Source organism: Levilactobacillus fuyuanensis (genome assembly GCF_003946395.1).
GTDB classification, from domain to species: Bacteria; Bacillota; Bacilli; order Lactobacillales; family Lactobacillaceae; genus Levilactobacillus; species Levilactobacillus fuyuanensis.
On the sequence record NZ_RHNZ01000007.1, the window covers coordinates 14,065 to 29,090 of the forward strand.

A 15,026-nucleotide genomic window follows, 5' to 3' on the forward strand; every position below is an offset into this window, starting at 1 on the left:
CTCCCCTACTTCAACAGCTGGTAACCCGTGTCATGCGCTAAGTTAGCACGGAACAGGTCTTCCAGGGTCAATGGTAATTCTTCAAATAAGACTGGCTTTAACGCCTTTAACTCTTGCTCGATAGCCGGTGTGTAGTCGGTAATGACCACGACCAATACCCGACCGGAAACCCGGATCAACTGGCTGTGTGCCTTGAGCACGTCCGGAATCACCTTGTCATTGAGCACCAACTGAATCTTCTTGGCCCGTGAACGGACTTCTTCCAGATTATAATCGTGAATCAGTCGACTATCCTTCAACAGGAGCACCCGGTCACTCAACCCATCCAATTCATTTAAATCATGTGAAGAGATCAGGAAACCCTTCTGTTGATCGGCCACCTCGTCGATAACCATCGTTGCGATATTTTCCCGCACGATAACGTCCAGTCCGTCAAAGGGTTCATCCAAGATGATGTAGGTCGCATTCGAGGTCAGCGCCAGAATCAGGTTGACTAACGCCCGCATCCCCTTAGAGAGCCGCCGATACTGGCTGTTGGGGTCTAACTTGAATTGCGTAATTAATTTTGTAAAACGGTCACCGTCAAAGTTGGGATACACCGTCCCGAAGAATCGGGGAAGTTCCCACAACCGATAAGTACTTAAAAAGTTATACTGCGTGTCAATAAAGAAGAGCTGTTCCTGACGACTGGGTACATTGAGGATATCCTCGCCGTCGATCGCCACGTGGCCAGTCTCTGGCACGTACTGATTCATCATCGTCCGAAATAAGGTGGTCTTCCCCACACCATTTCGGCCGACTAAACCGATGATTTCTCCGGGTGCCCATTCAAAGTTAATGTCCTGAATGATCGGCCGCCCGCTGATTTGTTTGCTTAATCCCGTAACTTGTAACGTCATTGCTCTACCCCCTCATATGCCGCCTTGATCCAATCGACAACTTCGTCCAACGGTACACCGAGGTACCGAATCTCCGTCAACAATGTCAGGAGTTGTTTCTTCGTGGCAACCACCTGAGCCGAATCGCCGGCCGGTGTGACTGCCTCGCGGACGTAAGTGCCCTTCCCGTGGACCGTGGTGATGACTTGTTGCCCTTCCAACTGCTTGTAGGCCTTGCTGACCGTGTTCGGGTTCAGTTGTTCCTGCCGCGCCATCTCTCTGACGGACGGCAACCGGTCACCCGGCCGCAAGATGCCCTGGACGATCTGTTGTTTAACGCGTAACACCAGCTGCTCGTAGTACGGCAGTCCGGATTGATCGTTTACTTGCATGTTTTTCACCCCTTGGTTTGGCTACGTGTTCTGTGTGTACTATTATACCTAGTACAGTTAAAATGGCAACCCCTTGTTTGAAAATTAATTGTGATTGCTGATTTGACTGACCTTGATTACGCCTCCCGGGATGGTGAAAATGGACTGGGACGCGGTGGGCGGACGTCATCGCCTTGCCGGGCGGCGCAAATAGGCTGGAACGCTAGGGCGGACGCCGGGAGCCAAAGTACGGTCTCCCGGCTTGACTCGGAACCTCTAAGGACCGAGTTTCCAAGTCACCAATTATCTAGGCAGCAAAGTTCGCTACCAAGATAATTCCCACGGCTGAGCCGATTTGCGCCACCCTCACGGCTAACATGGCGTCGACCCAACCGCGTCTATTTTCACCATCCCTCCGGATCACACCGTGTCAAACCAGCAATCTCTATATCGTCCGGCCGATACTGTGAGAATTCTTACATATCAACTCACTAGCACATCACTGAAACACAAAAGGACCAGCTAAGCCATCGCTCGCTGGTCCCAATACAAGTTATGTTTAAAGTCCCCGAAATCAATAACGCAATAGTCCCCGCTATTCCGTTGGCCATATCACCACCGAGCCTCACAGGTAACTAGTGATGATATTGCTATAAATCAATGACGCCAACAGCAGTGCTCCTGACCATGGCAACAACGATAGATCTTCTGTACATAGCTTTCATTCTGAAGGTACCGTCTAGACTCGTTCTGTAGCCGAAGGCAGTTGGGTTCTACGCAGTGACGGGGGTCTTTGCTAGCGTACCTAGCTAGCTTAGACCCCGGGACGATTGGTAGACTCGACCTTTGAGGCTTCCAATCACCTCTAGAGACCGCCATTTGGCTCTAGAGGTTGCCCCACAGCGTAGTACCCAACTGATGTAGGCGAAAGAACCTAATCCACAGCGTCACGGCCGATTGCCAGTACCCGGTAAGGCGCTGGTTTACGCCATCCCGTCGTCATCGTGGTCATCCCCACCAACTGTTGCTTGGGGTTCGTCGTGGCGGACGACCAGTTGCGTGAAGAACTTCGCCCGGGCCATGTCATAGTATGGTTGGACGAACAGCCCCGCCAGACCAAACGTGATCATTCCCAACAGGAACCAGCCAATAAAACTCAGGTCCATGATAAATAGGAATGCCTTGTTACCATCCATCATGTGCCGCGACTTGGTAATTGCCTGTAGCGGCGAGAGCTCTTCGCCCTTGTCGACCGCGTCTCGGTACAAAAAGAACGCCTGTGAGTAGGAATAAGACTTGATAAAGCCCGGCACAATCAACAACAAGCTCCACAACAACGTGAAAATGGTGATCAGAATACCGATGAAAATCCAGCCCAAGAAATAACGGCCGTTATCAAACAGTTTGAAACTCCGTTGAATGGGATTGTCCAATTTGGCAGTTCCCCGGTCGATATCGATCATGGTCAAACGGGTCCCCGCCCGCATCATTGATCCCGCAATAATCAGTAGCCATCCGAACGAAAAGAAACCACTGACAGTCGTTCCCCCGTTACTCCATAAGGTTTGCGTAAAGACGTTGGCACTCCGTTCGTAGACCATGCCACCGATCCAGTTCAATGCAATCCAAAGAATTGAGAGTAGTATGTAAAAACCGATGTGATCCAAGATTTGACTCTTGGCCCCTAATTTAAAATTAATGCGATCTTGTGAATCCATGTAAACTCCTCCTCGTTTTCACTGCCTGTGATTGTTTTATTGTAACATAATTGTCACATTAGTTTTAGAGAAACGGACGATTCTAAAAATTGCCTGAACTTCACATAATTTTCACAACTTTCTTATAGTTCCATTAAAAACGCCCGCTATAATTGATAAACAGGTGCGACCGGTTACATCGAAGCAATATTACCAGGTCGTATCAAATACATAAAGAAAGTGGTGTCATTTTGAGAAAACACAGACGCTTTGGTTGGCTGATTGGGGCAGCCTTCGTCGTCCTAGCATTGACCGGGTGCGCACAGTCCTCAAAGGCTGATGCGCCCAAGCAACCGAAACGGGTCACGGATTCGACGTTGCTTTCCACGGCCAAGATCAAGAGTAATATTGGGAGCGACCTGGTCTCCACGTTAAAGGATCAACAGGCCAGCACGACCCAGGATCTACGGGATAAACTGAATTCGGGGGGTTATTCCGCAGACCACATGTACGTGAAACTCAATCCATACGGGACTTCACCGCTCTCGGCCATTGCCCTCTTTACGACGGACGATGCCGTGAAGGTGAGCTATACGGTGGTCGGCAAGACTGATAAGACGAGTGTGACCAACACGTTGGCCGGTTATAAAACCCGTCACACCTTGCCAATCGTCGGCCTGTATGCCGATGACAATAACACGGTCAAGATTCACCTGACGACTAAGGCCGGGAAAGTCACGACCAAGACGATTTACATTCAGACTAAAGCCCTGGCAAAGAACCTGGCCAATCTGAAGCTAACCGTCACCAAGAATGATAAGGCCAAGATGAAGATCGGCAATAACCAGATGACTTTCATGATTCGTTCCACCCAACGCCCATTTGCCGTGGATGCCGACGGTGCCGTTCGTTGGTACTCCGACAACTACGCACAACACATTTACAAGCAACTCAGCAATGGCCACATTATCCTGATGAACAAGAAGGATAACGCCCACATGGTCTACAACGACCTGATTGAGACCGATTATCTGGGACGCGTTTACAAGCAATATCACATTAGTAATAAGACCAAGAGCACCGAAAACGTCAAGGCCACGGCCAAATCCGAAAATAAACAGGAAACGACCGTGATTCACCATGACGTTATCGAACTGCCTAACCACAACCTGCTCGCGACCGTTTCCGATGGGAGTAAATATGTCGAAGACACCATCGTTGAGCTGTCGCACAAGACGGGAAAAGTCGTGAAGGTGCTCGATATGAAACGCATCCTGCCAAAGAACATGTGGAAGAAGTACGACTCCTCTACTCGAACCGATGGCAAGGTCGACTGGCTCCACAACAACGCCCTGTACTACGACAAGTCCGACAAGAGTCTGGTTATTTCCAGCCGGCATCAGGATCTGGTCATGAAGATGGACTATAAGACGGGCAATATCAAGTGGCTCTTCTCCGGGAAGAAAACCACGGACTGGCCTAAGGCTTATCAGCCATTCGTCTTGAAGGCAGCCAAGGGCACGACCATTACCGGAGGCCAACACGCCGCCTACCTGCTGGGTGATAACGACGGTAACGCCAACACCAAGGATCTCCTTCTGTACGACAACAACTACGCCGTCACCAACGGAGATAAGAAGACTAGCGGCAAGTACTCACAGGCCGTTCAGTACACGATTAATGAAAAACACATGACCATCAAGCAGAATTGGGCGTACGGCAAGAGCTTAGGCAAGGCCAACTTTACTGACCGTATCGGGAATAGCCAACGCTTAAGCAATGGTAACCACCTGATTGACTTCGGGTACCTGAACGCTAAGAACGGGACCGGGAGTAACGTTATTGAGGTCGCCGGAAATCAGCAGGTCTTCAACCTGCATGTCGATAACATTCCGGACAAGGGCTACGTTTACCGGGCATACCGGCAACCGCTGTTCCCAAGCAATTACACGTTCGACCTTAATTAAGTTATTTACCTAACATTTCGTGCTAGCGGCTAAATAGAGGGTGAAAGTTGTCGCCTGCGGCTGCCAGGGATTCCGTCTGCTGTGGGGACCGCCTCCAGCCAAAGAGCGGGCTTCCGGCTCGGTTTGAAACCTCGCCAAGTTCAGGCGAGTTTCCAAACACGTCCCACGCTGTAAGGCCGGGAAAAACCACCCAGTCTAACAGCGCCGTCACAGCCGACTACATCCCTGGCCTCCTCCGGCTAAAATAACTTTCTAACATCTCTATTAGCCGAACACTCAAGTCGGCAAATCATTAATTCAAGACTCACGGGGAACGACCATCAGCCTCATTGCTGGCAGTCGTTCCCCTTTTCTGCTGTACATCTGTGGTATCAGCCAAGGGATTACGCAATGCTTTAGCCCTTTACTATCTTATCCGCCAAGCCGTCGACACTATCCATTCGCCCTCTGCGACTCGTTCCATCGATTAGGGTTAGTTATTCGTGATTCTTATTTCATTGAGCTCTTTGACCGACAGACGCCCAACTTAGCTATCTAACGACCAACCGACTCCGTCATGAAATCTGCACGATTTTTTCTTAGTTCACTGAACCATTTGGAGACCGGTCACTGGCTTGGATACAGGCTTCACACGATGTATAAACTAGTTCTAGTCTTAAATATTAACTTGCCCGCAACCGGAAAGGCTTGCTACAATGGTTGGGAATACTGCTATCCGTTCGATAGTTTTTAGGAAAAGGAGTTACATACGATGAAGAAGTTTTGGAAAATCACGATTGGTGTGCTGCTGGCGCTGATCGTGGTCGGTGGCGCTGCGGCCTACCATGAACGCCACAATATCCGCCGCTACCTGTTAGTCCATCAACGCTACGCCAAGAAGGATATTCTGACGACCAACCAGATTAAGCTCAACATTCGCCCAGCCCTCTCCACAGCGAATACGACCAGTACCAATAAACTCAGTAAGACCTACCGTCAGGATTTGAAACAGGTCAAGACCGGGTCGACTAATGCCAAGGTCATTATGAACCCCTACAAGACCTCCCCACTCGCCGGCCTGATCCTGGTCAAGACTGAGGCGGCCACTAAGGTCACGCTGACCGTTCACGGGGACACCCCCGCTACGACGATCACCAAACACCTCAGGGGATACAAGACCCAACACGCGGTCGGGGTGCTCGGCCTCTATGCCGACCGGACCAATCGCGTCACGTTGACCTTCACCCGCAAGAACGGGACCACCACGCGCACGACCTACACCATGAAGACGGCGGCCGCGCCTAAAGAAATTGGGAAGAACACACTGAAGACTAGCAAGCCCCAGCAAATGGCGCTCGGTCAAGGCAATACCAAGTTGACTTTTGCCGTCAGCAGTCTTGGCTACACCTATGGGCTGGATGCCAAGGGCCAGATTCGTTGGTATTCAACCAAGCCAATTTCCCACGTGTTCAAACAACTTGCCGACAAGCACCTGCTAATCAACACCAAGGTGAAGGCCAGTGACTCTAAGTCGAACGCGCTTCAGGAGACCGACTTCTACGGGCGGGTTTACCACCAGTACAACATGAACGGCCTCTTCCCGACCAAGGATGATCCGTCCAAGCTGGCCAATAATACCGTGATTCACCACGACGCCATCGAGCTGCCAAACCACAACTTCCTATTGACGGTGGATGATGGAAGTAAGAAGTTCGTCGAGGATACCATGATCGAAGTCGACCGCAACACTGGGAAGATCCAGAAGGTCATTGACCTCAAACGTATTCTGCCCAAGTCGGCCTACGAAGCCTACAACGGGACCCACCGTTCCGACGGCAAAATCGACTGGTTCCATCAAAATTCCATGTACTACAACCACAAGAACGGCGAGCTTATCATTTCCGGGCGCAATCAGGACATGATGTTGGCCATTAACTACAAGACCACCAAGCTCAAATGGATTCTGGCCGCACCAGAAAAGCTGCCGAAGAGTTATCACAAGTACCTGTTGAAACCAACGACCAAGCACTACCGCTACAACGGTGGCCAACACGCGGTCATGTTGATCAACACGGCTAAAAATACCGGCAGTAAGATCGACTTGGAGTTCTACGACAACAACGTGCCCGTCACCCGGGGCAAGACCAAGCAGTCTAAGAAGTGGTCGGCCGGCGAAATCGTCAGCATCGATCAGCTGAAGAAGACCGTCACCAAGTCTTGGAGTTTCGGTCGGACGCTAGGCAAACGGAACTTCACCAACATCGTCGGCAGTAGCTACGACGTTGGCAAGGGCAACACCCTGATTGGCTTCGGCTACGCGAACAACGGCAAACGCAGTGAGTTTGTGGAAGTCAACCGCAAGACCAAGCAGATTGTCTTCGATGTCGACCGGACCGGCTTTGGTCACGGGGACTGGAGCTACCGGGCCCAACGGATGACGCTGTACCCGGGATCGGCTAATCTGAGTTTACAGGACATTCAGACTAAATAAGTTATACGGCGACAGATAACTCTGCTTCGTCCGTAACTATCCCTATGAATCCACATCAAAATCACCCTTCCAAAGTAAAAATTGGAAGGGTGATTTTTTGAAATAAGTCCGGTTTAATTTAGCTGTCTGATTCGAAACACCTAAGAAACATTTTCCAAATAGGCCACATTCTTTTGGAGACGCTGATACTTTTTCTTCATGTTCTTCGAATAATTAGCATACGCCTTATATTTTTTCAGAATTTTTTTGCCTTGCCAATAGGCTTTGTCGTCTTGCTGATTCAACACCAGCAGACTCTTTCCCTGATTAGCGGCAAGGTCGGCGTGGTATTCCAAGCTATTACGATTGAAGGCCATATCGGCCCGCATGGCGGCACTCCCCATTAACTGTTGCGCAGTCGACGTCACCGCCTGGTCATGTGGCGGCAGAATCTTGATTGACCAGGTCTTCGTCTTTGACGCAATCATTTCGGTCTCATTCTGGCTGTTTGGGCTGACCAGGTCCTTGTCGTACTTGCCGCCGACATGTCCCCAAAGTGATGACTTCTGAGATACGACTTTTTTGCCTTGGTAGACAACCATATTCACCTTAACAGCGTTGCCAGCCGGCTGTTCGCCCGCGATAAATTCATAGCGTCTTCCGGCCTGCTTCTTGGAAAACGCTGCAATATAGATTTCACCATTCTTGGGAACCCGCAGCAGGGATAGCTTAAATCCCTGCGCCTTAAAAATTTTGTTAGTCGCCGCGCAATCCTTGTGATCAATGACGTTCTTTGTCTTCGCCTGGGCCGTAACCCCCGCACCCAAACTGACCAAGCCAAACGCCATCACCGTTAATCCCAACTTCAAACACTCTCTTAACCGCAACCTAAACACTCCCCGAAAACACTTATTTGGTTAACCACCTGATGACATTAACTAATATCTTATAATCCGCTTCCACTCATCCACTGTCAACGCTGAATCGGGTGAACAAACGCCACAGGGGCTTAGACGCTATGGTTGATGTCTATGCACAGACCAATACTGGATTTCTACAGCTTTGGCCAATCGCACAAAAAGAGTCCAGAAACTTTCCTGGGCCCTCTCCGTCTTCACATGCTTAAAATGTTCGTCAATTACTACTTGAGCTACTTTGGGTTGGCATCCCACTAGGCTTGCCTGACGGGCGACCTTTCATGCCCTTCGGCGCGTTCTTCAATTGCGTCGTTTGTGCCGACTTGGCCTGCTGTTGGCCGAGCATGTAGCCCGTGCCGCCGCCTCCACCAAATAAAATGAGTCCGGCAACGGCCAGAGCTAGCCAGTGTTTGGGTCCTTTACGCGTTGGTTGCATCTCGGAACCATCCTTTCCAAAAATAATCTGCGATCGCATAAGTAGCAGTATACGGGAGTTTTCTTAACCCTGGCTAAATCGTTCGGAATCTACGGCTTGCTTTTCACTTTAAAAGTCGGTAGTATATGAACTATAATTTTATTTTAATCAAATAATGTTCGGAAATGGAGAAAATACCAGATGCGTAATGTCTACTTTAACCACGATGGTGGCGTCGATGACTTAGTTTCCCTGTTGCTCCTACTACAAATGCCAGATGTGCACCTGACCGGGGTCAGTGTCATTGGTGCCGATTGTTACCTGGAACCCGCACTGGCCGCTAGCCGAAAGATTATCGATCGTTTCGGCCACGATACCCAACTCGATGTAGCTGCCTCCGACTCGCGAGGCGTCAACCCTTTTCCTAAGGAGTGGCGTCTCGATGCCTTTAGCCTCGACGCCCTGCCCATCTTGAACGAAGCCGGGACGGTGACCACTCCCGTCGCCGCCAAGCCAGCCCACCTCGACCTGATTGACAAGATTCAGGCCGCAGTTGGTCAGACCACGCTACTCATGACGGGTCCCCTGACCGACCTCGCTCGTGCCCTATCTGTTGATCCCAGCATCGTCACCAAGATCGATCGCCTCTACTGGATGGGCGGCACCTTCGACGGTCGAGGGAACGTCGCCGAACCCGAACAGGATGGGACGACGGAATGGAATGCCTTCTGGGATCCGGATGCTGTGAAGACCGTCTGGGATAGCCAGATTCCTATCCAAATGGTCGGTCTGGAAAGCACGCACCAGGTGCCGCTAACCCCGACTATTCGGCAACACTGGGCCACCTTACGTCAACACCCGGCGCTGGACTTCATCGGCCAGGGATACGCGTTGGTCCCCGCCCTACAACACTTTGAGACCAACTCGACTTACTTTCTCTGGGACGTCCTGACCACGGTAGCCACTGAGGCCCCGGCTGTCGTCACCACCAAGACTGTGACTAGCGATGTCCTCACGACTGGCCCCGGTCGTGGCCGCACCTTTGAAACACCGAACGGTCGGCCCGTGACCCTGGTCACCCAAGTCGATCACGATGGCTTCTTCCAGCGAATCGATGAACTGGCCATCTTAGCCGACAAATAAGCTATACTAAAGGAAGCGGCTGCAACGGCGCTTCCTTTTTTAACGCCGTCAAGACGGCCCATTTTACATAAAATAATGACTTTACGCATCTAAAATACATTGTACAAGGAGATATCGTCTATGCTTCCCATCACCATCGGCATTGCTATCGGCATCATCGTATCCTTCCAGACCGCCGTCAATTCGCGCTTGCGGAGCTTCATTGGCTCGCCCTATCAAGCCTCGTTCGTTTCATTTGCCATCGGGACCCTTTTTCTGGCAGTCATCACTCTGCTGGGCCACCAGTCGCTACTAGTCTCTGGCACCCTACTGGCGACTCAGCCCTGGTGGATCTGGATTGGCGGACTACTTGGGGTTATCTTTCTGACCACCAATATTCTCCTATTCCCCCACATTGGTGCCGTCCAAACGGCCATCATGCCAATTCTCGGGCAGGTCATCATGGGGTCAATCATCGACAACTTCGGCTGGTTCAACGCGACCAAGCAACCCCTGACCCTCATTAAAGTCATCGGCCTCCTACTTGCACTGGCTGGCATTATCATCACAGTAGCCCTGCCGGGAATCCTGCAGCGGCGCAACCAGCTACAGTGGCCAACACCCACTGGCAATCCGCTACTCTGGCGCTTGCTGGGCATATTTATCGGGGCATTGGGTGCGACACAAACGACGATTAACGGTCGACTGGGACTCGTCCTGCACTCGGCGGTTCACGCGGCCTTCATCTCGTTTCTGATTGGAACACTGGGCCTGCTGGTCATCGTCCTCATCGCTAATCGCGGGCTAAAGGAAGTTCGCCGGGCAACCGGTCCGGGCAGACCTTGGTGGCTGTGGATTGGCGGGTTTCTGGGCGCCATCTTCGTACTGGGAAACGCCTACCTGGCACCAATTCTTGGCACCGGCCAAACGGTGGTCTTCGCCTTACTGGGTCAAATTGCCGGCGGACTCCTCGTCGACCAATTTGGCCTGCTGGGCGCAACCCGTAAGCCAGTCGTTCCGGTTCAACTGTTAGGCCTGGCGACTCTGATTGCTGGGGTTGTCATGATTCGACTGTTCTAATTTACCTTCTCAAAGAGGTCCTTGATTGAGCACGTTTCAGTCAAGGGCCCCTTTAAAATTCACGTCTCCCAAATAGGTCACATTATTTTTGTAGAAATTACATTTAAGTTATTAATGATTTCGGACTATAATAAAAAAAGACGACCAAGAAAAGTAACATCGTTTTCTTTAAATCTCAACTTTTACCTTTAGGAGGTAATCATTTGCGCATCAGTATACCGCTTGCCTTTTTAATCAGTATTGGAACCGTTATCCCAACTATGGCCGTTGCCTTAATTTGGTATGTGACTCTGGCAACGACGGCCTCCCCACTTGAATGGGCTTTAGCAGTCTTGTTAATCTTATGGATTGGTTTGACAAACTTTACGGGATGTATGCTTGTCTTTTATGTGACTGCCGCTCATTTAAAACGACGGTCAGCTCAAGCATTTATCCATACTAGTGACTTTGAACAACAACTATCGACTTTAAATAATCAGCAACTATCTAATATTGCTCAAGTTCTAACCATTCAGAAGACAGAAATATTAAGTCGTCAGTATCGGAACGAGACCCCTAACGAGGTCCATCAACGATTAACCAACATAATTAGGAAGAAAAAAAGTTACCTTGAACACAATGAAAAAAACAACGCATAATCTCACAAAAAAATATCATAAACGTTTCGTTCTGCTAATAAAGAGTTTTATTTAGATGTTCTGAATGATTATAAAAATAACTGTGCGCACAAAACTTGACAGCACGTAAGACACCACATGTTTTTTCGTTTAAAGATTAGGAGGTAATCATTTGCATGTCATTAAACCACTTTCAATTATAGCCAGCATTGGATCGATTATTCCAACTGCTATTGTCGCCTTAATTTGGTACATAAATTTATCAGCAATTGTCTCCCCAATAGATTGGGCCTTAGTATTCTTGTTAATCTTATGGATTGGTTGGATTGGCTTCAAGGGATGTACCTTTATCTTTTACAGAGCAATCACTCGCTTTAAAAGAAAGCCTGCACTTTCATTTATTCACGCTGAAGATTTCGAACAGCAACTATCAATGATGGATAATCAACAGCTTTCCAACATTGCTCAAGGCCTTAGTGCTGCAGAAACTTCAGCATTCGTCCGTCAACGTCATCACGAAACATCTGCTGAAACTCACCAGCGTCTCATGTCCCTTATCAGGGAACAAAAGAGATTCTTTGACGACAACAAAACGGCCCAAAAATAATTCTCTAAAAGAAAGTCATGATCCTTGGGTATCCAAGGATTTGCTCTTGTCTAATAACTAAGGGGGTTCTTTTAAAATTGCATAGAGACAGCTATTTCCACAGATTATTTGTAATGCTTAGCGCCACATTATCTGCTTTTGTCGTTGGCGCAATGTTTTTTCTCTATCTTGCCGTTTATAGCAATATCCTTGGTTGGATTCTATCAATATTATTTATTTTATGGATTTTTATAATGGTGTTCAGCGGCGCCATTCTCAATCTTGATATATTTCTAGACTATATTAATCGAAAAAAGGTTAATAGACTGGTGAATTCTCCTGATTTTGCCGAACAACTGCCCAACATGAGTAAGAAGAAGCTCACCAGTATCTCGCGCGTTTTACATTTAAAAGAAAACATTCTAGATGTTCAAATTTACTATAAAGAGAATGACGAACAACGGCGTCTCACTGGCATCGAAGCTATTAAAAAGCAGGCCACTGCTGTCACAAAAAAGGAGCTGGCTCTACACAACAAGAAGTAAGTCTATAGGTATAGGAGTGGTTCTTTGTTCATCAACAAATTAACAATATTTTTTAGACTACTACGATTTACTTTAACCCAGTGGCGGTTCCTGTTGGCACAATGGAAATTCTTTTTGCTAGCTGATTTGGGTACTGTTATCCCAATATGCCTCATTGCAATGACCTGGTATGATAATATGGCTATAAACGAGACAACACTGGAACAACTTCTAGTCGTTGTTTTGCTTATCTGGACTTTTCTCACGCTACTTATTGGTAACGCTCGATTCTGGGCCAAGTGGCTTACCTGGCGCAATCAAAAGAAAGTTAACCGCTTCTTTGCCAATGCCGACTGGGAAGATCAATTATCAACGATGAGTCTAGCCCAACTCTATGCCATTGGCCAAGTCCTGATACATCAGCGAACGCAGTTGGGCATTGGGAAACAATTACGTAAATCCCCAAATGATATCCGCGAGCGGTTAGTCGTCGTTATCCGGCAACACAAGAGGCACCTGGATGAGGAAAGAAAGTCCGACGACTAACACCGAATACTCTTTACTAACTCTAAATCACCCAGCAGATACAGGTGCTTACCCAAAAAGCTAAGCACTTGTATCTGCTGGGCTTTTGTTTTCGTCCAAATCTGCTTTTGCTAAATCTGAGCAACAAAAAGGGAGCCCCTACTGCGGCTCCCTCTGTTTACAATTAATTCATATTGTTGCCCCGAAGAACGCCTCTAATTACTTGTCAGCGTACAGCGCAGCGACTTGATCCTGAACCTGCTTGTGACCTAAGAACTCGTCGTAAGTCGTGTCTGCCCGATCCACGATACCGTTAGGACTAACTTCAATGATCCGGTTAGCGATTGTTTGAATGAACTCGTGGTCATGGGATGTGAAGAGAATACTACCGGTAAATCCAACCAGGCTGTCGTTTAATGCCGTGATAGATTCCAGATCCAAGTGATTGGTTGGATCATCGAGCAACAGCACGTTAGCCTTGCTCAACATCATCTTGGACAGCATTGCCCGGACCTTTTCGCCCCCAGACATCACATCGACTTCCCGGTTCACATCGTCGCCAGAGAACAGCATCTTCCCGAGGAAGCCCCGCAAGAAGGTGTTGTCGCTCTCTTCCTTGGATGCAAACTGCCGTAACCAGTCAATGACCGTCAACTCGTTGTTGGCAAAGTAATCATTGACGTTCTTTGGCAGGTAGGTTGTGCTGGTCGTTTGACCCCAGACAACGTTTCCACTATCTGGTTCCATTTCACCAGCAATGATCTGCATCAAGATGGTGGTCGTCAAGTCATTACGACTGATGAAAGCCGTCTTCTCATCGGGACGCAACGTGAAGCTGACGTCATCGAGAATCGTCACGCCGTCGATGGCCTTGGAAAGGTGTTCTACGCGAACCAAGTCGTTTCCAAGTTCCCGTTCTGGCGTGAACTTGATGAAAGGATACTTCCGTGAGGATGGCTTGATGTCATCCAGCGTGATTTTTTCCAGTTGCTTCTTTCGAGACGTGGCCTGCTTAGACTTCGAGGCGTTGGCACTGAACCGCGCCACGAATTCTTGCAGTTGCTTGATCTGGTCGGCCTTCTTGGCGTTGGCATTAGCTTTCAGCTGTGCAGCCAATTCACTAGATTCCATCCAGAAATCGTAGTTCCCAACAAACAGCGTAATCTTCCCAAAGTCCACGTCACACATGTGCGTGCAGACCTGGTTCAAGAAATGCCGGTCATGGGAAACAACAATGACGGTGTTTTCGTAGTCCGCCAGGAAGTTTTCCAACCAACTGATGGATTGCACGTCCAGCCCGTTGGTCGGTTCGTCCAAGAGTAATACGTCGGGATGACCGAATAAGGCTTGGCCCAGTAAGACCTTCACCTTTTGGGGTTCCGTTAATTCACGCATTTGGACTTGGTGGAGCGATTCGTCAATCCCCAAGGCCTGCAACATTTGGCTCGCTTCGGCTTCGGCTTCCCAACCGCCCATTTCGCCAAATTCACCTTCGAGTTCAGCGGCGCGAATCCCATCTGCATCGCTAAAGTCGGCCTTCATGTAGATGGCGTTCTTTTCAGTCATGATATCGTAAAGCTTCTTGTGACCCTGGATCACCGTGTTCAAGACGATTTCATCTTCAAAGGCAAAGTGATCTTGGTTCAGGCTGGACATCCGTTCGTTGGGGCCCATGGAGACGGTCCCAGTCGTCGGCTTTAATTTGTTTTCAATAATCTTTAAGAAAGTGGACTTGCCGGCGCCGTTAGCGCCAATGACCCCGTAGCAATTCCCCGGGGTGAACTTGAGATTGACTTCGTCGTAGAGCTTCCGGTCGGAGAACTGCATACTGACATTATTGACGGTTAACATGAATGAACGATACCTCCTAGATTTTTG

Annotated in this window: 14 protein-coding genes; 8 read left to right on the forward strand and 6 right to left on the reverse strand. The window is 49.1% G+C overall.

Annotated features, from left to right (window positions below):
• Positions 1-5: 5 nt before the first annotated feature.
• The 3 genes from EKM73_RS04745 to EKM73_RS04755 form a co-directional block, all read right to left on the reverse strand.
• Positions 6-899 (reverse strand): ATP-binding cassette domain-containing protein, encoded by an 894-nt coding sequence (locus EKM73_RS04745; protein WP_125700838.1) that lies wholly within the window; start codon positions 897-899, stop codon positions 6-8.
• The gene (locus EKM73_RS04750) at positions 896-1,270 is read right to left on the reverse strand and encodes a GntR family transcriptional regulator (RefSeq protein ID WP_125700839.1); all 375 of its coding nucleotides are present in this window, start codon (positions 1,268-1,270) and stop codon (positions 896-898) included. The genes EKM73_RS04745 and EKM73_RS04750 overlap by 4 nt, the downstream gene beginning before the upstream one ends.
• A gap of 962 nt (positions 1,271-2,232) precedes the next feature.
• A complete protein-coding gene (locus tag EKM73_RS04755) occupies positions 2,233-2,967 on the reverse strand; it encodes a DUF975 family protein (RefSeq protein WP_125700840.1) in 735 nt (244 codons plus the stop codon).
• 230 nt (positions 2,968-3,197) lie between these two features.
• Here EKM73_RS04755 and EKM73_RS04760 point away from each other — a divergent pair, with 230 nt between their 5' ends.
• Both EKM73_RS04760 and EKM73_RS04765 read left to right on the forward strand, forming a co-directional pair.
• On the forward strand, positions 3,198-4,913 hold the full coding sequence (locus EKM73_RS04760) for an aryl-sulfate sulfotransferase (protein WP_125700841.1): 1,716 nt from the start codon (positions 3,198-3,200) through the stop codon (positions 4,911-4,913).
• A 751-nt stretch (positions 4,914-5,664) separates the two neighbouring features.
• Complete coding sequence (locus EKM73_RS04765) at positions 5,665-7,383, forward strand: aryl-sulfate sulfotransferase (RefSeq protein ID WP_125700842.1); 1,719 nt, start codon at positions 5,665-5,667, stop codon at positions 7,381-7,383.
• Between the two features lie 140 nt (positions 7,384-7,523).
• Here EKM73_RS04765 and EKM73_RS04770 read toward each other — a convergent pair whose 3' ends face one another.
• Entirely contained in the window at positions 7,524-8,249 is a 726-nt protein-coding gene (locus tag EKM73_RS04770; protein ID WP_125700843.1) for a hypothetical protein, read from the reverse strand.
• Positions 8,250-8,496: 247 nt separating this feature from the next.
• The gene (locus tag EKM73_RS04775) at positions 8,497-8,715 is read right to left on the reverse strand and encodes a hypothetical protein (protein ID WP_125700844.1); all 219 of its coding nucleotides are present in this window, start codon (positions 8,713-8,715) and stop codon (positions 8,497-8,499) included.
• A gap of 180 nt (positions 8,716-8,895) precedes the next feature.
• On the opposite strand from EKM73_RS04775, the gene EKM73_RS04780 reads away from it, so the two are divergent.
• The 6 genes from EKM73_RS04780 (at position 8,896) to EKM73_RS04805 (ending at position 13,169) form a co-directional block, all read left to right on the forward strand.
• A complete protein-coding gene (locus tag EKM73_RS04780; RefSeq protein ID WP_125700845.1) occupies positions 8,896-9,837 on the forward strand; it encodes a nucleoside hydrolase in 942 nt (313 codons plus the stop codon).
• Between the two features lie 120 nt (positions 9,838-9,957).
• On the forward strand, positions 9,958-10,896 hold the full coding sequence (locus tag EKM73_RS04785) for a DMT family transporter (protein ID WP_125700846.1): 939 nt from the start codon (positions 9,958-9,960) through the stop codon (positions 10,894-10,896).
• Between the two features lie 203 nt (positions 10,897-11,099).
• The gene (locus EKM73_RS04790) at positions 11,100-11,534 is read left to right on the forward strand and encodes a hypothetical protein (RefSeq protein ID WP_125700847.1); all 435 of its coding nucleotides are present in this window, start codon (positions 11,100-11,102) and stop codon (positions 11,532-11,534) included.
• Positions 11,535-11,685: 151 nt separating this feature from the next.
• Positions 11,686-12,120, forward strand: a complete 435-nt coding sequence (locus EKM73_RS04795) for a hypothetical protein (RefSeq protein WP_125700848.1) — start codon at positions 11,686-11,688, stop codon at positions 12,118-12,120.
• 77 nt (positions 12,121-12,197) lie between these two features.
• Complete coding sequence (locus tag EKM73_RS04800; protein ID WP_164508865.1) at positions 12,198-12,644, forward strand: DUF2721 domain-containing protein; 447 nt, start codon at positions 12,198-12,200, stop codon at positions 12,642-12,644.
• 177 nt (positions 12,645-12,821) lie between these two features.
• Positions 12,822-13,169: a hypothetical protein gene (locus EKM73_RS04805; protein WP_125700850.1), complete on the forward strand. Its 348-nt coding sequence runs from the start codon at positions 12,822-12,824 to the stop codon at positions 13,167-13,169.
• Between the two features lie 198 nt (positions 13,170-13,367).
• On the opposite strand, the gene EKM73_RS04810 is transcribed toward EKM73_RS04805, so the two are convergent.
• A complete protein-coding gene (locus EKM73_RS04810; protein WP_125700851.1) occupies positions 13,368-14,999 on the reverse strand; it encodes an ABC-F family ATP-binding cassette domain-containing protein in 1,632 nt (543 codons plus the stop codon).
• Positions 15,000-15,026: the final 27 nt, after the last annotated feature.